19 protein-coding genes and 6 pseudogenes are annotated in these 23,245 nt (G+C 42.3%); 11 read left to right on the top strand and 14 right to left on the bottom strand.

Features of this window, described 5'->3' with window-relative positions:
• The first annotated feature begins 204 nt into the window (after window positions 1–204).
• The 4 genes and pseudogenes from RCG23_RS12685 (at window position 205) to RCG23_RS12670 (ending at window position 2,929) form a co-directional block, all read left to right on the top strand.
• Window positions 205–942 (top strand): phospholipase D-like domain-containing protein, encoded by a 738-nt coding sequence (locus tag RCG23_RS12685; RefSeq protein ID WP_308179924.1) that lies wholly within the window; start codon window positions 205–207, stop codon window positions 940–942.
• Complete coding sequence (locus RCG23_RS12680) at window positions 926–1,408, top strand: phospholipase D-like domain-containing protein (RefSeq protein WP_308179923.1); 483 nt, start codon at window positions 926–928, stop codon at window positions 1,406–1,408. The genes RCG23_RS12685 and RCG23_RS12680 overlap by 17 nt, the downstream gene beginning before the upstream one ends.
• A gap of 29 nt (window positions 1,409–1,437) precedes the next feature.
• Window positions 1,438–2,393: pseudogene (gene uvsE / locus RCG23_RS12675) on the top strand (UV DNA damage repair endonuclease UvsE).
• Between the two features lie 41 nt (window positions 2,394–2,434).
• A complete protein-coding gene (locus tag RCG23_RS12670; RefSeq protein WP_308179922.1) occupies window positions 2,435–2,929 on the top strand; it encodes a TspO/MBR family protein in 495 nt (164 codons plus the stop codon).
• A gap of 134 nt (window positions 2,930–3,063) precedes the next feature.
• Here RCG23_RS12670 and RCG23_RS12665 read toward each other — a convergent pair whose 3' ends face one another.
• The 6 genes and pseudogenes from RCG23_RS12665 to speE form a co-directional block, all read right to left on the bottom strand.
• Window positions 3,064–3,243 (bottom strand): H-type small acid-soluble spore protein, encoded by a 180-nt coding sequence (locus RCG23_RS12665; RefSeq protein WP_308179921.1) that lies wholly within the window; start codon window positions 3,241–3,243, stop codon window positions 3,064–3,066.
• Between the two features lie 77 nt (window positions 3,244–3,320).
• Complete coding sequence (locus RCG23_RS12660) at window positions 3,321–5,738, bottom strand: PAS domain-containing protein (protein ID WP_308179920.1); 2,418 nt, start codon at window positions 5,736–5,738, stop codon at window positions 3,321–3,323.
• Window positions 5,739–6,026: 288 nt separating this feature from the next.
• Window positions 6,027–7,698: pseudogene (argS, locus tag RCG23_RS12655) on the bottom strand (arginine--tRNA ligase).
• A complete protein-coding gene (locus RCG23_RS12650) occupies window positions 7,695–8,132 on the bottom strand; it encodes a YwiB family protein (protein ID WP_308179919.1) in 438 nt (145 codons plus the stop codon). The pseudogene argS and the gene RCG23_RS12650 overlap by 4 nt, the downstream one beginning before the upstream one ends.
• Window positions 8,133–8,319: 187 nt before the next feature.
• Window positions 8,320–9,190 (bottom strand): annotated as a pseudogene (gene speB / locus RCG23_RS12645) (agmatinase).
• A 118-nt stretch (window positions 9,191–9,308) separates the two neighbouring features.
• Window positions 9,309–10,136 (bottom strand): spermidine synthase, encoded by an 828-nt coding sequence (gene speE, locus RCG23_RS12640; protein WP_308179918.1) that lies wholly within the window; start codon window positions 10,134–10,136, stop codon window positions 9,309–9,311.
• A gap of 569 nt (window positions 10,137–10,705) precedes the next feature.
• Here speE and RCG23_RS12635 point away from each other — a divergent pair.
• Window positions 10,706–12,772 (top strand): transglycosylase domain-containing protein, encoded by a 2,067-nt coding sequence (locus RCG23_RS12635; RefSeq protein WP_308179917.1) that lies wholly within the window; start codon window positions 10,706–10,708, stop codon window positions 12,770–12,772.
• A 173-nt stretch (window positions 12,773–12,945) separates the two neighbouring features.
• Here RCG23_RS12635 and RCG23_RS12630 read toward each other — a convergent pair whose 3' ends face one another.
• Together RCG23_RS12630 and RCG23_RS12625 are read right to left on the bottom strand one after the other, a co-directional pair.
• The gene (locus RCG23_RS12630) at window positions 12,946–13,455 is read right to left on the bottom strand and encodes a YwhD family protein (RefSeq protein WP_308179916.1); all 510 of its coding nucleotides are present in this window, start codon (window positions 13,453–13,455) and stop codon (window positions 12,946–12,948) included.
• A 70-nt stretch (window positions 13,456–13,525) separates the two neighbouring features.
• A pseudogene (locus RCG23_RS12625) lies at window positions 13,526–14,180 on the bottom strand (site-2 protease family protein).
• A gap of 238 nt (window positions 14,181–14,418) precedes the next feature.
• Here RCG23_RS12625 and RCG23_RS12620 point away from each other — a divergent pair.
• Window positions 14,419–14,604, top strand: coding sequence for a 2-hydroxymuconate tautomerase (locus tag RCG23_RS12620; RefSeq protein ID WP_308179915.1), 186 nt, complete (start codon window positions 14,419–14,421; stop codon window positions 14,602–14,604).
• Window positions 14,605–14,642: 38 nt separating this feature from the next.
• On the opposite strand, the gene RCG23_RS12615 is transcribed toward RCG23_RS12620, so the two are convergent.
• The 3 genes and pseudogenes from RCG23_RS12615 to RCG23_RS12605 all read right to left on the bottom strand — a co-directional run bounded on the left by RCG23_RS12615 (window position 14,643) and on the right by RCG23_RS12605 (window position 16,875).
• Window positions 14,643–15,152: a YwgA family protein gene (locus RCG23_RS12615; RefSeq protein ID WP_308179914.1), complete on the bottom strand. Its 510-nt coding sequence runs from the start codon at window positions 15,150–15,152 to the stop codon at window positions 14,643–14,645.
• 36 nt (window positions 15,153–15,188) lie between these two features.
• A pseudogene (locus RCG23_RS12610) lies at window positions 15,189–16,485 on the bottom strand (HD domain-containing protein).
• A gap of 165 nt (window positions 16,486–16,650) precedes the next feature.
• Entirely contained in the window at window positions 16,651–16,875 is a 225-nt protein-coding gene (locus RCG23_RS12605; protein ID WP_308179913.1) for a YuzB family protein, read from the bottom strand.
• Between the two features lie 301 nt (window positions 16,876–17,176).
• Here RCG23_RS12605 and RCG23_RS12600 point away from each other — a divergent pair, with 301 nt between their 5' ends.
• A complete protein-coding gene (locus RCG23_RS12600; RefSeq protein WP_308179912.1) occupies window positions 17,177–17,929 on the top strand; it encodes an RsfA family transcriptional regulator in 753 nt (250 codons plus the stop codon).
• 98 nt (window positions 17,930–18,027) lie between these two features.
• Here RCG23_RS12600 and RCG23_RS12595 read toward each other — a convergent pair whose 3' ends face one another.
• The 3 genes from RCG23_RS12595 to pta form a co-directional block, all read right to left on the bottom strand.
• Window positions 18,028–18,867, bottom strand: coding sequence for an octanoyl-[GcvH]:protein N-octanoyltransferase (locus RCG23_RS12595; RefSeq protein ID WP_308179911.1), 840 nt, complete (start codon window positions 18,865–18,867; stop codon window positions 18,028–18,030).
• A gap of 176 nt (window positions 18,868–19,043) precedes the next feature.
• Window positions 19,044–19,292 (bottom strand): hypothetical protein, encoded by a 249-nt coding sequence (locus RCG23_RS12590; RefSeq protein ID WP_308179910.1) that lies wholly within the window; start codon window positions 19,290–19,292, stop codon window positions 19,044–19,046.
• A 71-nt stretch (window positions 19,293–19,363) separates the two neighbouring features.
• Window positions 19,364–20,341 carry a phosphate acetyltransferase gene (pta, locus tag RCG23_RS12585; protein WP_308179909.1) on the bottom strand — a complete coding sequence of 326 codons (978 nt, stop codon included), beginning with the start codon at window positions 20,339–20,341 and terminating at the stop codon, window positions 19,364–19,366.
• Between the two features lie 292 nt (window positions 20,342–20,633).
• Between pta and hemQ the strand changes: the two are divergent.
• The 4 genes and pseudogenes from hemQ to RCG23_RS12565 all read left to right on the top strand — a co-directional run bounded on the left by hemQ (window position 20,634) and on the right by RCG23_RS12565 (window position 23,233).
• Window positions 20,634–21,376: pseudogene (gene hemQ / locus RCG23_RS12580) on the top strand (hydrogen peroxide-dependent heme synthase).
• A 244-nt stretch (window positions 21,377–21,620) separates the two neighbouring features.
• Window positions 21,621–22,103, top strand: a complete 483-nt coding sequence (gene gerQ / locus RCG23_RS12575; protein WP_308179908.1) for a spore coat protein GerQ — start codon at window positions 21,621–21,623, stop codon at window positions 22,101–22,103.
• 153 nt (window positions 22,104–22,256) lie between these two features.
• Entirely contained in the window at window positions 22,257–22,481 is a 225-nt protein-coding gene (locus RCG23_RS12570) for a hypothetical protein (RefSeq protein ID WP_308179907.1), read from the top strand.
• Entirely contained in the window at window positions 22,478–23,233 is a 756-nt protein-coding gene (locus RCG23_RS12565; RefSeq protein WP_308179906.1) for an ABC transporter permease, read from the top strand. The genes RCG23_RS12570 and RCG23_RS12565 overlap by 4 nt, the downstream gene beginning before the upstream one ends.
• Window positions 23,234–23,245: the final 12 nt, after the last annotated feature.

The raw sequence follows: 23,245 nt of genomic DNA, 5'->3' as shown, positions 1-23,245 counted from the left end.
ATAATTTCTTTTAGCAAAAATTTTGATGGAAAATTTAAAAACAATCTAATTTTCTGAACATAATTATATCTTCATTATATAATGAATGAGCATTCAGTCAACCATTTTGTATGCATATTTTTCTTATTTAAGCCATTTTTCTTAGGCTCATATCCTGCTGCTAAATAGGAAAACCTAACAAAAATGATTCTAGGGGAGGTAACCATGAAAGCTGCACTCATCTTTTTAGCCATCATCGTGTGCATCCTCCTATGGCTGTCTGTCGATTTTAAGCTAGGAAGAAAAAAACACTTATCCCTCGCTCAACCGCAGAAAACTCCCATTCTCAAGGGGAAATTGGATATTTTTCCGCATGGAAAGGAATTATTCAAGGATTACTTCAGAGAGTTAGAAAATGCGAAAAAACATATTCATGTTTTATTCTATATTGTGAAAGATGATTCCTTCAGCAGGGAATTTTTTTCGATACTAAAAAAGAAAGCAAAAGCAGGAATCGAAGTAAGGCTCCTTCTTGACCGGTTAGGAAGCTATAAGATAAATAGAAAAATGATCCAGGAACTTAAAATTGCCGGAGTCGAATTTTCCTTTTGCAACACTCCCTGCTTTCCCTTTCTTTTCTATTCTTCACAGGTAAGGAATCACCGGAAGATCACCATCATTGATTGTGCCATTGGGTATTTGGGCGGATTTAATGTTGCAAAAGAATATATTGATGAAGACCCGGAGCTTAGTCCATGGCGCGATTACCATTTAAAAATAAAGGGTGAATCTGTTTCCTTTATTCAGCGGGAATTTTTAACGGAATGGAGGGAATACGCAAAAAAGGATTTGCTTGATCATACAGATTATTTCGCTGATATTCCTGAAGGTGAGATTAGCCATCAGTTAATACCTACCGATGGCCCATACCCTGGAAGGAATATATTTGCAGCTCATCCGTAGTGCAAAGGAAGCCATTACAATCGGGACACCCTATTTTATTCCAAGCCAAAAATTGTTCCATGAGCTGATTTTAGCTGCGCAGCGAGGAGTAAGCATTACGATTATTGTTCCGTTTAAAACTGACCATGTTCTCGTCCAGGAAGCCTCATACCGATATTTACGCAAGCTTTTAAAAGCAGGTGCACTCGTCTATCAATACCAAAAAGGCTTTTATCACGCCAAAACGGTCGTCATCGATGAAGACATTTGCGATATCGGCTCAGCCAACTTTGATAAAAGAAGCATCTTTTTAAATAAAGAAATAAACTGCTTAATTTATGATTCCATATTTATCGGCAGGGTAAAGAGGGTTATACAAAAGGACATTCTCGATTCGAAGCCTTTAACCTTGAAGGAACTCAACCAGCCAAATTTTTTTCGTTCATTAAAGGAAAGCCTTGCTGGAGCAATTTCTCTATTTTTATAAAATGCTTAGGCGAAACAGGAGGTACCAATATGAAAATCCGCTTTGGCTATGTTTCCCATGCCATTAGTTTATGGGATGCCTCTCCTGCCAAAACACTTACGTTTAAGCGCTATACTGAGCTTGATAAAGCGGAGCGGCAGAAAAAACTGCTGGCTGTCACAGCGGAAAATCTTGAGCACACAGCAAGAATGCTCCATTACAATATTGCCCATGAAATCGAGATCTACCGTTTATCAAGCTCGATTGTCCCGCTGGCCACCCATCCGGAAATAAGGTGGGATTTCGTAACACCCTTTCAGGAAAAATGGCGGGAGCTTGGCGATTTAATAAAAAAACACCGTCTTCGGGTTTCTTTCCACCCCAATCAGTTTACGTTATTTACCTCCACCCGAATGGAGGTATCACAAAATGCTGTTATAGATATGGAATACCATTACAGGATGTTTGAAGCGATGGCATGGAGCAGGCAGCCTTGATTAATATTCATATCGGCGGAGCTTACGGGGATAAAGCAGCGACGATTGAGCGGTTTCATGAAAATCTAAAACTGCTCCCTTTACCGATTAAACAGGTAATGACATTAGAAAATGACGATAAAACCTACAATGCTGAAGAGACATTAGCCGTATGCATGCAGGAGGACATACCGCTTGTTTTCGACTATCATCATCATTTAGCAAATCCCTGTTCAGCGGATTTGGAAAAAATTCTTCCACTTATTTTTAAAACATGGAAAAGACGGACGGATCCGCCAAAAATTCATCTTTCGTCCCCGAAGGCTGCCAATGTCTTCCGTTCCCATGCTGATTTCGTCGATCTCGAATTCGCCCGGCCTTTGCTGGATTTACTTAAGGAGCTGAAGCAGGACGTGGATATCATGATTGAAGCTAAAGCAAAGGATCAGGCACTTTTGAAATTAATCGAGGAAATCAGCAGCATTCGCGGCATGAAACGGATAAGCGGAGGCGCAATCGAAATAAAATAATTGGACAACCTTAATCTGCTCAGAAAGATGGTGGCATCTAAATGGATATTTTAAAAGTGAACGGTAAAATTGAATGGGGGAAACTTGCGGTAAATGTTCTTATTCCCGTTGTTGGCGGATCAATGGCTGGATATTTTGCTACCAAAAGCGCCCCGGAAATTTACAGAAGCCTTGAAAAGCCCTCCTTCGCCCCTCCTTCCTGGGTATTCCCAGCTGTTTGGACAGGCCTTTATACTCTGATGGGTTATGCAAATTATCGGGTCTCGGTTAAAGGCGAGCGCCTGGCCGAGGCAAAGCAGGCGTTGATTCCCTACTGTATCCAGTTAGGATTGAATTTTCTATGGTCATTTTTATTTTTCAAATGGAGTCTGAGAGGAACGGCATTCATTGAAATATCTCTCCTGCTGGCCGTTTTAACCTTAACAACCTACAGATTTTATCAAACCGATAAGCAGGCAGGGGTTGCGATGATGCCTTACCTCGCCTGGGTAGCTTTTGCTCTTGGCCTTAACTATTCGATGTGGAAGCTGAATTAAAAAAGCGTACGCGCACTGGGTTTTACTCAGGGCGCATACGCTTTTCTACGCTCATCAGAATTTATATCCATAAATTCTGAACGCATAAGAAAAACTAGGGCATCGCCTAAAGGCTTGGCGAATGCCAAGTTTTTCTAATCTTCTATCAGATTCAGGACGGGGACATCTCTTTCTTCCTCCGGGTTTTCCTTAGAAAATACCCTTGCCAATTTCGTCTGTTCATCAACGTGCTGAATGATTACGGGTGTGCCTTCGTATGTCACGCGGATCATGTCGGCTGATTCCGAAATTTCCTTTGCTCTGCCAATATTCATGTAGCTTAAACCTCCTGAATCTTTATCAATATTAATATTTGCCTTCACAGGATTATTATTCGAAGGTTTAGCTGCAATTATAAAACCAACTGCATATTGTTAAACTTTGGAATCAGCACTTCAACTGTCGTACCTTTATTGACCTCGCTGGAAATGATCATTTCTCCTTGATGATCCTTGATGATTTTATTGCAAATTGTGACACCAAGGCCTGTCCCTTTTTCTTTTAAAGAATAAAAGGGTTCACCGATATGCTTCATTCTTTCAGGAGGGATGCCCATCCCTTCATCCATTATGCGTATTTTAACCATGCCCTTTTTCTCTTCAATATCCAAATGAATGGCTCCACCATTAGGCATCGCTTCGATTGAATTTTTAATAATATTAATAAAAAGCTGTTTTAGCTCCCCTTTAATCCCTGCCACCAAATGCTGTCGGTTTTCATTTTTACAATTAATTTTAATCCCGTTAAAATTGGCCAAAGGAGTCATCGTCAGTATGACCGGTTTTAAAATACTGCTTTGCAAATCCAGGACTTGTTTTTTTCCTTCCTGAGGCTTTGCCAGTGTCAAAAACTCATTGGTCACTAAATTTATTCTTTCTAATTCATCAAAAATGATCTCAAGATAAGCTTGTTCTTTCCTATTCAAGGAAGGCTTTAGTAAAGTTAAAAATCCATTAATACTAGTAAGCGGATTCCGGATTTCATGGGCGACAGCGGCAGCCAGCTGCCCGATGACAGCCAGCTTTTCCGCTTTTTGCATTCTGCGATTCATCTCATGCTGATCGGTAATATCAGAAAAAACAGTAATGACAAATTCGATTGGCAAGGAGGAATCATCATCCTGAAAAATGGCGGTTGAATCAATTAAAAGCCATCGCTGCTCTTTTTCCTGGGGATTATATATACCCATAACAAAATTATGAATATCCTTCCCCGTCGCAACAGTCACCATGGATGGGTGCTCACTTGCCAATAGGGGTTGGCCATCCTCCGTTGTTGCATTCCAGACAGGACTAAAAGAACTGAGGCTCAACAATTCCTCATGGCTGTACCCAAGTATTTCAGATGCCTTCCGATTGGTAAACAAAATATCGCCTGCATGGTTTTGAACAGCAATCCCTGCCGGCACAGCTTCGTAAAAACGCTTTTGCCGTTCGGCTGCCTTCATTTTATAGGTAACATCCCGTATGGAAATGACATAGCCAGTCTTCCTATTCCCTTCTTTCATGGTGTTTTTCAGCAGCTCCACGTTCACCTTTTTTCCCGACCTCAGCCAGCATTCCTTTTCAAGGATGGTGTTGTCCGCAAAATCGAGGGGATTGAATTGTTCCCCGTCAATGAAAATTGCTGACAAAAGCTGCTCAACTGTCTTTCCAATAAAGTATCCAGTTAACCCTGAAAGCATTTTTAATGCTTTATCATTGGCAAAAGTGATTCTATCTTCGTTATCTATAACTAGAATCCCATCTGCGGTCGAGCTTAAAATCGTTTCGTGCTGCTCGTTTAGTTCTCTTAACATTTTTTCTTGGGTCTTTATGTCGGTTATGTCTCTGGTTACCCCGACAATTTCTTTAACAATTTGATTAGAATTTAGCATCGGCGATAAAAAGGTTTGAAAATAGGCATGGCGATTCCGAGTCGCCAGTTCCCACTCATAGACTACCTTTTCCCCTGCAAGGGCTTTTCTGAATGATTCCTCTTGAATCTTCATTTCCTCTGCGGTTAATTTTAATTGATTCACTTTTTTATGAAGCAATTTTTCTATGGGTACCTGATTTGTTTCACACCACTTGCCAAAGATGCCAGAAAAACGGGTTTCTGAATCCACAGTAAAAACTAAGTCATCCATCGAACTGACTAATGAACGGAACCTGTTTTCACTTCTGCGCAAGGATTTTTCCATTTCTACCTTATCGGTTATGTCAATACCGGTTCCCAATACATATAGGATTTTTCCACTGGTATTTTTAATAAATGCCAAAGCCCATTTAATATATCTCTTTTCCCCATTTTTAAGCAGCCAGTAGTTTTCGTAATGTGCAGGGATGTTGGTTATATCACCTGAAAATAAATCTATATATATCTCTCTATCCTTTTCCTCTATTAAAAAATCCCAAAAAAACTTCCCTTTCATAAACTCCAATGGATATCCCGTTTCTCTCTCGCAAAATGAATTCCAGTCCACTACCCTGCCATCAGGTTGCACCAAGATCATAAAAGTCTCCATGGTGTCCTGAATTGCCTCAAAAAGAGCAGTTTGCGGAACAGGTACACTAACTTCCTTCAAAATATGGATGGAGCATTTCACTTGATCTATTGAAAAAGACCTGGAAGAAACGATGAGATTCATGCTTCTACCTGTTTTTGTATTAATCGTTACTTCAACCTCAGGCGACTCCTCACTATTTCTCCCTATCATGCAAAAAAGGGACGCAATAGGGTTTTCTCCTGATTGAGAGAGAATGAGATCATTTTTCTCGTATTCAAGCAAGCTGCATGCTTTTTCATTTACTTCAATAATTCTTTCATTCCCGGCCCGTGCTGGATCATAATAAAAGCCTCTGGGAGAAAGCTTAACGCCTGGCGGTATAGTTTATCAGCTTGAATAGCAGCAGACATAATACTCCCTCTTTCTGTTTTTCGACAATAGCTATTTTGTATATATATTCGACAGATTGAGTGAAAAATCCGCTTTTTTTTAATCCCTTTTTGAAAAAATAAAAATTTTGTTCAAAAAAAAACAGCACACCTATTTTTACATAGATGTGATGCTTTAAAATTACATTTTTTCCGGTGCCGCTACTCCGATTAAGGCAAGGGCATTTTTTAAGGTAATTTGAACAGCTTTGATCAATGCAAGACGGGCCTTTGAGCGTTCCAGGTTGTCGCTGTCAAGGACCTTATCCGCATTATAGAAGCTATGGAAGGCTGAAGCCAGATCAAAAATATAGTTGGTAATACGGTGCGGCATCCGTTTTAATGCAGCTTCACCAACTGCCTGAGGGAATTCCCCAAGCTTTTTCAATACATCAATCTCTTTTTCTGATTCGATTTGGCTATAATCTGCACTGCTGCCAATCACGATTCCCTGCTCTTCACCCTGGCGAATGATACTTGAAATCCTTGCATGGGCATACTGGGCATAGAAAACAGGATTCTCGTTAGATTGGGATACTGCTAAATCCAAGTCAAAGTCCAAATGTGTATCCGGGCTTCTCATCGCAAAGAAGTAACGTACGGCATCGAGGCCAACTTCTTCAACCAGGTCACGCATCGTAACGGCTTTTCCGGTCCGTTTGCTCATCTTCATTTTTTCGCCGTCTTTAAACAAGTGCACAAGCTGGATAATTTCAACTTCAAGAGCGTCGCGGTCATAGCCAAGTGCCTGAATAGCTGCTTTCATTCTTGGGATGTAGCCGTGGTGGTCGGCGCCCCAGATGTTAATCAGCTTTTCGAAGCCGCGTTCAAGCTTGTCCTTATGATAGGCAATATCCGGTGTTAAATACGTATAAGAGCCGTCATTTTTGATTAGAACACGGTCCTTGTCATCACCAAAAGGAGTGGAGCGGAGCCATGTTGCGCCTTCCTCCTCGTAAATATGGCCGTTATCGCGGAGAGTCTTCAGTGCCTCATCAATTTTGCCATTATGGTATAAAGACGTTTCTGAATACCACACATCGAAGCGGACACGGAAATCCTCAAGGTCCTTTTTAAGCTTGGCCATCTCGTATTTCAGGCCGTAATCACGGAAGAAATCAAATCGCTCCTTTTCGTCCGCACTGACATATTTATCTCCAAATTCCTCAGCAAGGCTTTTGCCAATTCCGATAATATCTTCTCCATGATATCCATCCTCAGGCATGTCCTTTTCAAGTCCAAGCGCCTGAAAATAACGTGCTTCAACAGACAATGCCAGATTGTTGATCTGGTTTCCGGCATCGTTGATATAGTATTCACGGGAAACATCGTATCCTGCTTTATCAAGTATATTGCACAAGGAATCGCCAACTGCGGCTCCGCGTGCGTGCGCCTAAATGAAGATCTCCTGTCGGATTGGCCGAAACGAACTCAATCTGGATTTTTTGATGGTTTCCAACCGTTGTCTGCCCATAATTATCAGCGGCTTCAAGGATTGTTGGAATCAAGTCCGTTAAATAGCCGTTGTTCATATGAAAATTGATAAAGCCAGGGCCAGCAAGCTCGATTTTTTCAATGGATGCCTTTGAACGATCAAAATTGGCCATAAGCTCCTCGGCAATGGCCTTAGGAGCCTTTTTGGCAATACGCGCCAGCTGCATCGCCATATTTGTTGAATAATCACCGTGCAATTTTTCCTTTGGAATTTCCAAAATAACATCTGGAATTTGCTCTTCTGCTGCCAGATTGGCTTTTACAACAGCAGCTTTAATTTCCTGTTTAATTTTATTTTGGACCTGCTCAACTATGTTCATTGCATATCCTCCTCAAAAATAATTTCTAAATGATATGTACCTGCCCTTGACCCCTGTACCTTTAAGTCATACAGGATTTCAACGCTGCCTGAATGAACTCCCTGGGAATACGTATGGGCAATCCTTTTCGCGGTTGCTTCCGTTTCAAGCATTCCAGCCGGAGTTTCATAGCTGCCTCTCTGTTTCTTATTAAGAAGAAATGGCATGCGCATCTTGATGGATCCGCTTCTTAAAATGAGGGCACTGTCACCGTCCACCTTAACAATTGTCCGGATTCGGTCTTCTTCCAATACCTCTTCGTATTGGAGGAAATAAGCATCACCTTTATTATAGTATCGGCCGTCAGCCGCCAGCTGATAAGTTTCCTTTGTTTTTCCATTAAACACGCTCGTTTTAACCTGCACTTTGACAGGCATTACTGAAGGGACAGACATTTCCGCACTCCCTTTTTTTCATCTAGGCACCAGGTCATCTTAGATGTCTGTACCTTGTCCTTATTATAACGATATCATGGCTATAATTCAAAAGTGCCTGACCCCAGTGGAGATCAGGCACCAAAATGTAGTTCATCCGCCTTGGCGGCAAGTTCACTTCGTGCAGAGAACAGGTGTAAAAGCTTTTTTACTTTATCCAGCCAAGGATCATTTCCCGGATCAATTTGCTGGCTGTGTTGGCAGTTTGCTCTGAAGCATCATAAATCGGAGCAACTTCAACAAGGTCTGCACCGACAACATTTACATCAGATTTAGCAATTTCATGAATCGAGGCTAAAAGCTCTCTTGAGGTAATGCCGCCGCAATCAACTGTTCCAGTTCCAGGCGCATGTGCCGGATCGAGGACATCGATATCGATCGTCACATAAACCGGGCGTCCAGCGAGTGTTGGCAGAATTTCCTTTAATGGCTGATGCACATCGAATTTGGAAATATGCATGCCCACTTCCTTAGCCCAATCAAATTCTTCCTTCATTCCGGAACGGATACCGAAGGAATACACGTTCTTTGGCCGATTAATTCCGCAATTTTACGGATAGGGGTCGAGTGGGACAAAGGCTCACCTTCATAGCTTTCACGCAGGTCTGTATGGGCATCCATATGGATAATCGCCAAATCAGGATACTTTTTATAGACGGCTTTCATAACAGGCCAGGAAACAAGATGTTCTCCTCCCATTCCAAGAGGGAACTTTCCTTCTGCCAGCACTTTGTCTACAAAGTCTTCAATCATTTCAATGCTTCTTTGTGGATTTCCAAATGGAAGCGGAATATCCCCTGCATCGTAAAACTTTACATCTTCAAGCTCCCGGTCAAGATAGGCGCTATACTCCTCAAGACCAATCGATACTTCGCGGATACGGTTGGCGCAAAACGGGAACCCGGTCTGTAGCTTACCGTCCAGTCCATTGGCATTCCGTATAGTACTGCCTGGCTTTCCTCGAAGCTTGGATGGCTTTTAATAAACACTTTTCCAGAATATGCTTCATCAAAACGCATCGTGCATCCCTCGCTAATATGTATTAGGCCGGAGAGTTCCCTGCCTTAAATCTTTAAGAGCATAGGGTCTGCACCCGCTGCTCTTTAGGCTTGCAAAATCAGGGGATCGCCCCTGGGATTACTTCACTAGATCTGCAACAAATTTAGGCAAAACAAACGCAGCTTTATGAAGCTCTTTTGTATAGTATTTTGTTTCGATTTCATGGAAGCGGTCTTCACTTACTTCTAATGGATCGTATTTTTTAGAGCCTAGTGTAAATGCCCACATACCGCTTGGGTACGTAGGGATATTAGCAGTGTAAAGGCGTGTAATCGGGAAGATTTCCTTTACATCCTTTTGTACGTTGCGGATTAAGTCAGCCTTGAACCATGGGTTATCTGACTGTGCCACAAAAATACCATCTTCTTTTAACGCCTTTGAAATTCCAGCGTAGAAGCCTTTTGTGAAAAGATTTACCGCAGGGCGAACCGGCTCTGTTGAGTCAACCATAATCACGTCGTATTCATTTTCGCTTTGAGCGATATGCATGAAGCCATCGCCAACCTGTACATCAACACGAGGGTCTTCCAGCTTGCCAGCAATTTCAGGCAAGAATTTCTTTGAATACTCGATTACTTTGCCATCAATATCAACAAGCGTCGCTTTTTTCACGCTTGGATGCTTTAAAACCTCACGGATTACTCCGCCGTCACCGCCGCCGACAACCAATACGCTCTCCGGATTCGGGTGAGTAAACAAAGGGATATGTGCAACCATTTCGTGGTATACGAATTCATCCCTAACAGACGTCATAACCATGTCGTCTAAAAGAAGCATATTGCCCCACTCTTCCGTTTCGATCATATCAAGCTTTTGAAACTCAGTCTGTTCTGTATGTAAAGTCTTGTTCACCTTCATTGTGATGCCGAAGTTCTCTGTTTGTTTCTCTGTAAACCAAATACCCATTTTGATCATCCTTTCAAGGTTTATATATAGTCATTTCACATATTTTCGACGCTGCTTTTGTATGATAGCTCAGCGCAAAGGCGCTACGCTTTTGTTCCTTATACTTCCCCAACGCTCTAATTGCAAACATGAAAAAAAGTATAGAGGAATCTAGCAAAATTGTAAAGAAAACTTGGAAATTTCACCGCATTTGGCCTTCTAAAATTCCACCGGTTCCTTCTTACTATAAAAATTAACAATTTTTGATAGACAAAGGTTTAAAAACCGCCTGTTATTTTCATACTGTTAATAGCTATTTTTACAAGAAAAGCGGAAGCGCCTTGTTTACCCCCGACAAGCATAAGACGAACCGCGAGGAGGCGTTTTCCAGCCACCACAGCGAGGCATCTGCTTGAAATGCTTCATTGCAGCCTTGCGTACGCAGCGTTTTTTGCTGTGGGAGCAGTCGCTCCCAAGAATTTGCTGTCTTGTTGGCTTATGACCTCGAGGGGGTAGGCGCTGGAGCTAGACACTAGTTCTTTTCGAAAATGTAGATTTTGTATAAATACGCAAACAGTGAGGTGACCGAGATGGAACTCATGACCGATCAACGGTTTAGAAAAACTATGAAATACTTGCGTGCTTTTATTATCATCAGTTTGATAGGCATGGCTTTTCTGCTTGTTCTCTTAATGGGCATTCTTGCTTACGCCAAAATCCTGGGCGCCCCGCCGCTTGCCGTTCCGCAGTCCACCCTCTATTTTTCAGATGACGGAAGCTTGATCGGTGAAAGCAACAATGGGCAAAAACGTTATTGGGTCTCGCTTAAGGATGTTTCCCCTTATTTAATTGAGGCAACCATTTCTGTTGAGGATAAGAACTTCTTCCAGCACAACGGCTTTGATTATAAAAGGATCGCCGGTGCAGCTCTGGCCAATTTAGGCCTGGACAAAGTCCAGGGTGCGAGCACCATTACACAGCAGTACGCCCGAAACCTGTTTCTGGAACACGATAAAACGTGGTCACGGAAGCTGATGGAAGCTTTCTATACTATTAGGCTTGAAATGAGCTACTCCAAAAAAGAAATTCTTGAAGGCTATATTAATACGATTTACTACGGCCACAACGTCTATGGCATCGAAGCAGCGAGCCAGTATTATTTTGGCAAGAAGGCATCAGAATTATCCCTGCCTGAAGCCGCATTGCTTGCCGGAATTCCGAAAGGACCCGGTGTCTACTCGCCCCTCGTTTCCATGGATAGATCAAAACAGAGGCAGGCCATTATTTTAAAATCGATGGCTGACAACGGCTATATAAAAGAAAAAACAGCTGCTGAGGCTGCCAAACAGGCACTTGTCTTCAATGGAAAGCGTCCCCACCAGCAGACAAGAATTGCTCCATACTTTCAGGATGCAGTAAAAAACGCACTGAAAACAGAACTTCATTTAGATGAACGGACGATTGCACTTGGAGGGCTGAAGGTTTATACGACACTTGACCTCAAAGCACAGCAGGCGGCAGAAAAGCAATTTACAAATGTGATTGCAAGCGAGTCTGAAATACAGGCTGGTTTAGTGTCCATGAATCCGAAGAACGGTTACGTAAAGGCGCTCGTAGGTGGACGCGATTATGAAAAAAGCCCTTTTAACAGGGCTATTCAGGCAGTAAGGCAGCCTGGTTCCACGATTAAACCGATTCTGTACTATGCTGCTCTTGAGCAGGGATTTACCCCTTCTACGACGATGAGAAGTGAGTTTACAACGTTTCATTTTGATAACGGGCAGGCTGATTATACTCCTCACAACTTCAATAATAAGTATGCGAATGGGGAAATTACGCTGGCCCAGGCGCTTGCGCTTTCTGATAATATTTTTGCTGTTAAAACACATTTATTTTTGGGGGAGAACACTCTTTTAGAAACAGCAAAGAGATTCGGTATTACCTCAAAAATGTCAAAGGTCCCTTCTCTTGCTCTCGGAACCTCAGGAGTCCGAATCATTGAAATGGCAAATGCCTACAGCCTATTTGCCAATGGCGGAAAAAAAGTCAGCCCTGCCTTCATTACAAGAGTAGAGGATTATAACGGGAAGGTCATCTATGAAAAAGCAGATGATGATAAAATGGCATTAAAACCTGGGCAGGCATATGTGATGACCCAAATGCTCACAGGGATTTTCGATTCCAAATTAAACGGCTATGCCACTGTGACTGGAAGTACAGTGATGAAGGATATTACCCGCCCATACGCCGGCAAGTCGGGCTCAACCGAAACCGACAGCTGGATGATCGGCTATTCCCCACAGCTGGTGACGGCGGTCTGGGCAGGCTATGACAAAGGCAAGCCGATCGAACGGACGGCGGAAAAGACATATGCCAAAAAAATCTGGGCACATTTTATGGAAGACGCTTTGAGGGATAAACCGGTAAAATCGTTTAAAGCGCCAAAAGAGGGAGTCATTGGGGTCTATATTGATCCGTCAAACGGCAAGCTTGCCTCAAAGGATTGCCCGGTGAAGCGGTTTACCTATTTTGTCACTGGAACCGAACCGACTGATTATTGCACAGAGCACTTGGATCGCTCGGAAATCGGCCATTCGAAAAAGAAACTTAACGGCAAAACCCCTTGGTACAAGAAGATTTTCAATTGGGGAGATTAACAGCAGAATAGAAAATCAAAAAACCCCGGGATGGCCCGGGGTTTTTCGTGTCCTAGTTTTACGTGTGTCCACGCTGTTAATTAGTTTACTTTTTTTATTGGCAGAGAGCAAGTACTCTCTGCCCTAATTTTGAAAAAAGTTCATAATTTAGGCAATTTTTTTCGATGGTCTTCTTAGTTCACAGCCAGACCATTTTTTAGTTCATCTGTAGAGTTATTCCATAATTCCTCATTATGCTGGCGCAAAAAGCCTGCGAGAATCTGTTTGGACTTGTCATCCATATGATCGACAATAATATGCCGTTTCAGAGATTTATCCATGCGATTAACATGCTCAGGCAGTGACTTATATCCTCGGCGGATTTCCCGGTCGACTGTCATTTCACAGGAAGTAACCCCGGCATAATAAGCTCCCTCAGGTTTTCTGTCAATCGTCACCCAAACAAGCCAGTACGGCTTTCCGTTCGGGACCTCATCCTTGGAAGGAAGAAATTTAATCCCTTTTTCAACTACGCTTCGCGCATGCATGGCCCCTACATCAATAACCGCATCGCCTGCATCGACATCGATAATGACAGGTGAAACATTATCAAGGCTTAACGCCCCTTTTCCGTAGCCTTTGTGGCCATTGGTCGGATCGCTTTTTATAATATTAAAACCAATTTTCTTTTTATTCTCTTCCATAGAGTAATGAGTCCTCCTTGAACGTTTTTTTAAAAGCTGTTTTCGCAGCAACAAAGTTTAAGAAAAATGCCTAAAAAAACAATTGATAGAAAAATTTATCCATGCCATCCCAAATTGCAGGCAGCACCACGTTGAAGATCGGTTGAATCGTATATTGGTCAAGCGGTGTCACAACTAAAATCAGAAATATGAATGAACCCCAGGATTCGAACTGTGTCATTTTGGCCGAAGATCATTTGGAGCAAGATCTTCTAGGATTCTGTATCCATCAAGCGGTGGAAAAGGAAGCAGATTAAAGATAAATAAAACGATATTTAATTGGATAAAGGTATTAAAAAATTCCTCCACAAACGAGGGCAGGCTATGGGCCACTCCTGTCCGCAGCAGAAGGTACCAGATGATAAAACCTGCACATACCAGCAGAAAATTGCTGGCTGGCCTGCAGCCGAAACAAGTATTCCGGCAAGCCTCGGTCTTTTAAAATGGAAACGATTCACCGGTACAGGACGCGCCCAGCCAAATCCTGCTATGAAGATGAGCAGTGTTCCGATCGGATCCAGATGCTGAGCGGGGTTAAGTGTTAGCCTGCCCTGATTTTTCGCAGTGTTATCGCCAAATTTATAAGCCGTATAGGCATGGGCAAATTCATGAAGTGTAAAAGCAATGATCAGTGTCAGCGCCACATATGGAATTTCCCGCAATGGATAGGCAAGAAACTGTTCCAAAGCACAACCTCCTTTAAGATGCTGTATTGTTATTTTTACGCCGAAGGCTGCTGTAAAACCCCTTCAGCATTATGTATATCAACGCAGTAAAAAATGTAAGGTGCCTGGCACCTGGTAATTCTAAGTATACATGAAATTTCGATTTAAATGAAAAGCTTAATTTTCTGCGAGTGCTGTCCTTGCACTTTTTTGCCGATTATGGAACACTACAATCAGAACAATCCAAGGAGGAACATACATGCCATACGTAACTGTAAAAATGCTTGAAGGTCGTTCTGATGATCAGAAAAAAGCGCTCGTCGAGAAGGTAACTGACGCTGTCAGTGAAACAACCGGAGCCCCAAAAGAAAATGTCGTTGTTTTCATTGAAGAAATGTCCAAGAACCATTATGGTGTTGCCGGCAAGCTATTTAGCGACAAATAAACACCCACCCAGTTTATAAAACTTTTAAAGCTAAGCTCCTATTGGAGCTTAGCTTTTGTTTTTAATCCATCTATATAGCTGTACGCCTCATCGATTTCAGCCTCCGTATAGCGCTGGCTGCTTTTTAGCGTAAAAATTTTATTGCTGACTTCATCTTTTGGCAGGTTATCAAAATATAAAACAGTCGATACCAGCTCTAAAAATCTTGCATTGTGGCCGTTCATATCAGTTAGGCAATCTTGTAAACACGGCATTTCCACTTCATTTAAACTTAAAAACTCTTTACCTGAATCAGTCAGGGTGTAGCGATATTGAAAATAACCGCCCTTTTTCTCCTTAACTTCCTCGATAAACCCCATATTGCACAGCTCTTCCACTCTTAATGTCAATTCTTCTGAATATGGTCCATAAAAATGAAATTGGAATCTTTCCTGGAATGGAAAGGAAATCTTTTTTGCGATATAGATCATTTTCTGCAGCTTTTTCCGACCGGTAATTTCACCGGATACCATTACAGCATGCATCACTCTTGCATGGTCTTTTAACAAGCTCGTCATCTCCTACTCCAGTTAGTGCCTCATTTTCTATATTTCTAATAGGTCTCGTATTTGTTTTTTTATATTTTTTTTGCTGGAATCATCCGCAAGGAAATCAGCAGGGAAGTAAAGCTTATGGTCGGTCCTTCTTTTTCCTGAAATGGCATCCACCACTTCCGATTCCCTGGAAAGCTCCCTCAGTTCCCCGTTCTTCATTAACAAGTGAATCGGAAGCCGTTCTTCTTCTTCACCTGGCCGGTAAAAATCGTATGGCAGGTCGGAAGAAGAGTCGACAACCAAGTAGTATTCAGGATCAATTCCGGCTTTCACAAATAATTTGTTCAATTCCGCCAGTTTCTTATACTCTTTGGCCGGATCGAATTCAGCATATTTAAACAGGTTGCGGTTCATGAACCGGCGGCAAAGATCGCTTATGACGGCATCGTCCTCTTCCTGCCACATTTGAAAATAAAAAAGAATCACGGATTCATCCAATTTTAAATAGTCCTGCAGCGTGAGCTGGTCATTAAAGAAGGAATAAAAATGAAGGGGCTGATGCTTAAATTTGTAGTTTTGCTCGTGCAGATGCTTCGCCCTGTGCAGTATTTTTGTCAAAATTACCTCTGCCCCGCGGGAAACGGGATGGAAATAAACCTGCCAGTACATTTGATAGCGGCTCATGATATAGTCCTCAACCGCATGCATGCCGCTTTTCTTTATAACCACCTGGTCTTCCTTCGGGCGCATGACCCGCAAAATCCGCTCCATATCAAAGTGGCCATAGCTGACCCCGGTGAAATAGGCATCCCTTTGCAAGTAATCCATCCGGTCGGCGTCAATCTGGCTGGAGATCAAGCTGATGACCAGCTTGTTTTCCGAGGTTTTTGCAATTACTTCAGCGACTTTTTTTGGAAAATCCTTGCTGACTTTGGTAAGTACCTTATTAACTTCTGTTTCACCCAGGATAATCGCCTGGGTAAAATCTTCATGGTCGTAATCAAAAACTTTTTCAAAGGAATGGGAAAAGGCCGTGCCCCAGATCATGAAGAAGCGCGGCGCATAATGTCAGCAGCCGTTCTCCCTGCTTCCATTCCGGTCTGCCGGCAAACACATCGTCTACAATCCTCCTGACAATCTCATACACTCCCAGTGAATGGTTAAAACGGCTGTGCTCTGCCCCGTGGAAGGTCAGAAAGGTCGTTCCCAGCTGTTTGATTCTGCGGAGGCGCTGAAATTCCTTAGTGCCGATCAGATCCCATATTACCCTGTCCCTGACGTGAATATAACGATGGACCGGGTCTTTAAAAACCTTTTCTTCCTCGAGCTTTTCAGCTGAATATAGCATTGGTTTCCCTCTTCCTTAATAGCTTGTTTCTATTATATCCCCATTCAGCATGCAAATCACTCAAAAATCCCACAAAATTCTCCAGTAGATTTCGACAAATTTCCACCCAGTTTGGGAAATCATTTCAATAAATAAAAATCACCTTGGAACGAGTTCTAAGGTGATTTATTTCTTTATTTTTTTATCAATTTTATCCATTAATTCCTCTTCCGATAACGCAGCAACCGGACGGTTGTTAACAAAGGCGAACGTCTTTTTACGGCGAGGGCCGCAGTAGGATTGGCAGCCTATCTCAATTTTCGCATCGGGGTCAAGCTGCTTTAAGCGAGGGACCAATGTCTTAAGATTAACGGCTTGGCAATCATCACAAACACGAAATTCATTCGACATTCCTTTCCCATCCTTTCTAGGGTTAATCTATTTAAACTTTCATTATGGTTACTATCATTATGTCCAGCTAAATGGGCAAAATCCTCATCAATGTTGTATTTTACAGTTTCTTTCTTTTGAATGCAAGATGCAATCTTTTAACATCCATTCTGCTAGTTAGCAAACTTTTAATGTGAAAAAATTCTAATATTTTGGTATAAAAAGGAACAATCCTGTCCATCCTAAGACTAGAATTTTTAAAAACTCGTCAGGCAAAAACACTGGCAGTATTAAATTGGAAGAATTAAGGGAGTTGAAAAAAATGAAAGTACGTCAAGATGCATGGACAGATGAAGATGATTTGTTATTGGCCGAAACAGTTTTAAGGCATGTAAGGGAAGGAAGCACACAGCTTAACGCATTTGAAGAGGTAGGAGACAAGCTGAACCGGACCTCAGCCGCATGCGGTTTCCGCTGGAACGCGGTCGTTCGTCATCGCTATGAAAAAGCGCTGCAGCTAGCAAAAAAACAGAGAAAACAAAGACAGAGAGTGCTAGGAAAGGACCAGGGCGGCAAGAAGAAGCTGCTCTACAGCCCTCCTGTACACGTTGCTGAAGTGATAGAACATTCTGCATTGCCGATGATTGAGGAAGAAGAAACGATGCCAGTCTATGAATTACAGGATATGTCAATGGACATGTCGATGGAAATGGCAACAGAGCTGGTTATGCCGGCAGCAGTACCTTCGTATTCCATTCCTTCTGCAGGGCTGACCATGAATGATGTCATCCACTTCCTGAAAAACTTTGGCACTTCCAGCTACCAGGCTGAGGCGTTAAAAAGTGAGAATGAAAGATTAAAAAGGGAAAATAATGAACTCAGAAAGCGTTCTGAGGAACTAAGCTTAAAGGTTCAGGATCTCGAGCAGAATTCAGTCATGATGCAGGAAGATTATGAAACATTGATGAAAATCATGAACCGGGCAAGAAAACTAGTTCTTTTTGAAGAAGAAGAACGTCCGGCAACCAAATTTAAAATGGATCGGAACGGAAACTTAGAAAAAGTAGCCGAGTGAGATAGATAGAGATTTTGGGAGAAGAGAATCTGGCAGCACTCTCGATTAAAAGAAGCCGTAAATCCAATGGATCTGCGGCTTCTTTTGTGTTTAATAATTTATATCGTCCCAATTTTTTCATTCCGTTCCACTACTCTTTGAAAATAACCAGGATACAATTCAAGCTCTAATGGATTCAATTGCCCGTTAAAAAGAAAGCTGCTGTTTGCCTTAAGCCGCTGGAGAAGGCGCAGCATGACATCAGCTATCGTCAATTCAGCTGACAGCAATTCAGACAGTGACGCCATAACCTCTGGAAAAATTTGAGGGTATATGAATTTAGTTTCCTCTTCTTTTTTGGCTAGGTCATAAAATTGCTTGATTAATTGAGCACGAGCGCTGCCGCTCCCGTTAACACATAAATAGATTTGTACGGCCACCCCTTTGCGGAGCCGGCGCTGGGAAATTCCAGCGAATTTCTTCCCATTAATACTTAAATCATAGCTTCCGGGGCAGTAAGAACCGACAATTTCTTTTGCCTCTATCGTTTCGTTAAAATCTGAAAACATCTCTTGTATTAATAGCCACATGGCATCATAGCCACGGTTTATATCAATTCCTTTTTCAGCCTCTGGAAAAATCAGCGAGATATTCAGGACCCCTTCATCAAGGACAACCGCAAGGCCTCCTGAATTCCTGACAATTACACGATAACCCTGCTGCTCCAGGAATTGCACGCCTTCCGTTAGAAACGGCAGTCTGGTATCCTGTATGCCCAGTACGATCGTGTTGTGGTGTACCCATGTCCGCGCTGTCGCCGGTGCTTCACCTGAGCCGACAGATTCACACAAAGTGTCATCCATCCCAAAGGACTCGAGTGCATTAAAATGCATGCCTGCTGCTGACTGGTCAATTACCCGCCATTGCGGCTGACACAATAAGTTCAGCGCCTCATTCATCTTTTTTACCCCTTTGCCTAAAATACTCCTTTTATTATAGCATAATGGTCATTGCAGCCGAAAAGATGGCCCGCAGCGTGACGAGCGTTCATCTTTTTTGGCCATTTTTAGTTTACCCACCAGTTTTGGTGGATTGACCTGCATGATTCGGGAATTTACCTTTCCTTATTTGCTGGCTACCCGCCGATTGTGCAAACACCGCGGCCTGCATTTGTTTTTACCGACCGGTTTCTTAAAAATACCGACCTCTTTTTTAATTTACCGACTGGTTTCTTAAAAATACCCACCTCTTTTTCTAGTTTACCGACCGGTTTTCTAAAAATACCCACCTCTGTCACATTTTCACCATAAACAACCATTAATTTAAGCTCTGTTAAACTTTCTGTTGCCTTCTGCTCCAATGAACATAGTGTCAAAATTAACAATGAGCTTTAACATAGCCTATTTTTAAAAAATAAAAAGCCAGCCCCATTCTTAAGGCTGGCTCTCCTGCTATTTATTGCTGTAATGCCTGTGCTGCTGTAATAAGAGACAATTTATAAACATCTTCTTCGTTGCAGCCGCGGGAAAGGTCGTTGACTGGACGGTTAAGACCTTGTAAAAGAGGTCCTACCGCTTCGAAGTTTCCAAGGCGCTGAGCGATTTTATAACCGATATTTCCTGCTTCAAGGCTTGGGAATACAAAAACATTTGCATCTCCCTGGATCGGGGAATCCGGTGCTTTTTTCGCTGCTACTGAAGGAACGAATGCTGCGTCGAATTGAAATTCTCCGTCAATAACAAGCAGAGGATCACGGCGTTTTGCCTCATTTACTGCTTCCATTACTTTATCCGTTTCAGGTGATTTGGCAGAGCCTTTTGTCGAGAAGCTCAGCATGGCCACACGTGGCTCGATATCGAACATGCTGGCAGTTTTGGCACTTTCAATCGCAATTTCGGCTAAGTCCTGGCTGTCTGGTGAAATATTAATCGCACAGTCAGCGAATACATATTTCTCATCTTCACGAACCATGATAAAGACTCCAGAAGTTTTCCGTACGCCTTCTTTTGTCTTGATAATCTGCAATGCAGGACGGACTGTGTCAGCCGTTGAATGAGCAGCACCGCTAACGAGGCCATCTGCTTTATTCAGGTAAACGAGCATCGTACCGAAATAATTTTCGTCTAGCAAAATTCTGCGCGCATCTTCTTCAGTTACTTTTCCTTTTCTTCTATCAACAAAAGCAGCCACAAGTTCATCCATCATCACGAAATTTTGTGGATCGTAAATTTCAGCCGCTGCAAGGGAAACACCAAGTTCAGAAGCCTTTGCCTGAATTTCTTCTATATTTCCGATTAAAATAGGCGTTAGAATTCTTTCCTCAGCAAGGCGCCCTGCTGCTGCTAAAATACGCTCGTCCAATCCTTCTGGAAAGACAATTTTTAAATTATTGCCAGAGATTTTCTGTTTTAATCCTTCAAATAAATCGCTCACATTTGTTCCTCCTTTATTTTCTTCATACCATCAGCATACTTCACCTGTTTTAAAATTCAAGAAGACAACGTTTTCATTTTAAAATGTTTTTGTTTTCTAAAATTTAAAAATATTCCCGTTTCCTGGATAATGACTGTAACCTAGCCATAACTGTATCTTTTTTCAAATTATCCTCTTTCATACGGTTTGAAACGGAAATTCTTCCTCTATTGGTGTTTTATTCACGCGGTTGATGGTGAAACTATGATATAGTAAACAATGTAAATTGCAGAATTATTTAGGAGTGATATCAATGAGTGAAGCAGCGCAAACGCTGGACGGATGGTATTGTTTGCATGATTTCCGCACGATCGACTGGACTACATGGAAGATGGTTTCGAGCGACGAGCGCCAGGCAGCAATCCATGAGTTTCTGGCCTTGTTGAAAAATGGAATACTGTCCAAGAGCAAAATGAGGGCAGTCATGCTTTATATACAATTGTTGGCCAAAAAGCCGATTTTATGATGATGATCCTAAGGCCTACGATGGAAGAATTGAATGAAATCGAAAATGAATTCAACAAAACGAAGCTTGCTGAGTTCACTGTTCCAGCACATTCCTATGTGTCAGTAGTAGAATTGAGCAACTATCTGCCAGCAGGTGAGGATCCTTATCAAAATCCTCAAATTCTTGCACGCCTTTATCCAACACTTCCAAAAGCAAAGCATGTTTGCTTTTATCCAATGGACAAGCGCCGCCAGGGAAATGACAACTGGTACATGCTTCCGATGGAAGAGCGCCGCGGCATGATGCGAAGCCACGGGATGATTGGACGCCAGTACGCTGGTAAAGTAAAACAAATCATTACCGGTTCTGTCGGATTCGACGACTATGAATGGGGTGTAACCCTTTTTGCAGACGACGTCCTTCAGTTCAAAAAATTGGTTTATGAAATGCGTTTTGATGAAGTAAGCGCACGTTATGGCGAATTTGGTGCATTCTTCGTCGGCAATCTATTAAGCGAGGAACGTGTGTCTAATTTTCTTCACGTGTAAGCTGCAGGCTTTCGGCTAATGCCGGGAGCCTTTTTCTATCCCCACAATCTCTATCCATTTAAGTGCCTTCAAGTCATAAATCCCCACCACTGCTCATACAATTGAAACAGCGAGTCTTCCAACAAACATAGCATCCTTCCCTTTACTTATCTCATCCAGATTTACCGGTGCCATTGCCAGAGTGAGGTGAAAAAAAATCATCTTTTCATTACGTTTAGGAAGTGAATACTAAGGAGGGAAAAAAATGAATCCTTATGCAAATTATAATCCTCAGGCACAAGCGTATCAGCCTCAGCCATACACTGGCACTGGAGGACAACAGCAGGGTATGTACGGCACCCAGCCACAGGCCGGATATCCAATGATGCCGCAAACAGGCGGTATGGGGACAATACCCATTCCGAAAAGCGCGCCCACCAGTGGTCCTCAGGTTCCTGGGATGCTTCCGATTGAACAGTCGTATATTGAGAATATTTTGCGGCTTAATAAGGGGAAGCTTGTGACAGTGTATACCACCTTCGAAAACAATAGGGAGTGGAATGCCAAGATTTTCAAAGGAATCATTGAAGCAGCAGGCAGAGACCATCTAATCTTGAGCGATCCGCAAACTGGCCAGCGCTATTTATTGCCAATGGTGAGTGTTGATTACATTACTTTTGATGAGGAAATCGAATATGAATATCCATTTGGCGGCGGACCGTCTTTAGGAACCTATTCTCCACGATAAAGTCATTAAATAGAGAGTGCTAATTGCTCAGCAGCTTGTAGAGAAGGAATGATCTCTGCAGGCTTTTTTATTTTTAAAAAAAGGAATAATTATCTATAAAGAGAAATATATAGGATGTATTTCAGAAAAAATGAAAATTTTAGAGGTGAATTTATGTCATTAGGTACGTTTATTATGAGAAGGCTTGTTCAGGCTATTCCGCTGCTTTTCATTATTTCAATCATTTCGTTTATCATTATTTCATTTGCTCCCGGAGATGTCATTGCAGTCTTTGAGGATCCCGCTGCCTCACATGCGAGTACCATGCTGAATGCGGACAAGATAAAAAAACGCCTGGCCTTGATCAGCCTGTTTATGTTCGTTATTACGAGTGGATGAAGCTGATTGTCCTTGATGGCAATCTCGGTAATTCGTTTCAGGATGGGCAGCCTGTACTTTCCAAAATTTCTGAGAGAATGCCCGCAACGTTATGGCTGACAGGAACGGCACTATTAATCTCCATTTTACTGGCTGTGCCTATCGGAATTTATTCCGCCCTGAAAAAATACTCCGTTTTTGATTTCTTTTTTACCGGATTATCCTATTTTGGGATTTCTATTCCCACCTTTTTTCTTGGGATCGTTTCTATCCTTATTTTCAGCTATTGGCTGGACTGGGTTCCACCAAGTGGCATGAGGGATAATTTTGAAAGATTCGACCCACTTGATCGGATTATTCATGTTATTTTGCCTGCATCCGTACTTGCAATTGGATTGATTGCAAGCAAGTCCCGTTATCTGCGCAATAGCATGCTTGAAGTCATGAACCAGGACTTTATTTCAACTGCTCGTGCAAAAGGATTGCATGAAAGGAAAGTGGTCTTAAAGCATGCTTTTCGAAATGCATTGCTTCCCATCATAACCGTTGTCACGCTGCAATTACCGATTCTGTTCGGCGGTGCCTTTATCATTGAACAGATTTTCGCATGGCCTGGCATTGGCCGTATGGCCATAAACGCTGTATTCAGACGGGATTTCCCTATCATTATTGGAACCACCATGGTTTCAGCTGTATCCGTGGTTTTGTTTAACCTGTTCGCAGATGTACTTTATTATCTCGTCGATCCGAGAATCCGATTTGAAAAAAATTAACCGAAAAAAGGA

Origin of the sequence: Neobacillus sp. PS3-34 (genome assembly GCF_030915465.1) — a bacterium.
GTDB lineage: Bacteria > Bacillota > Bacilli > Bacillales > Cytobacillaceae > Neobacillus_A.
Note: the sequence above shows the minus strand (reverse complement) of the source record. Positions and strands in the feature narration are given on the sequence as shown.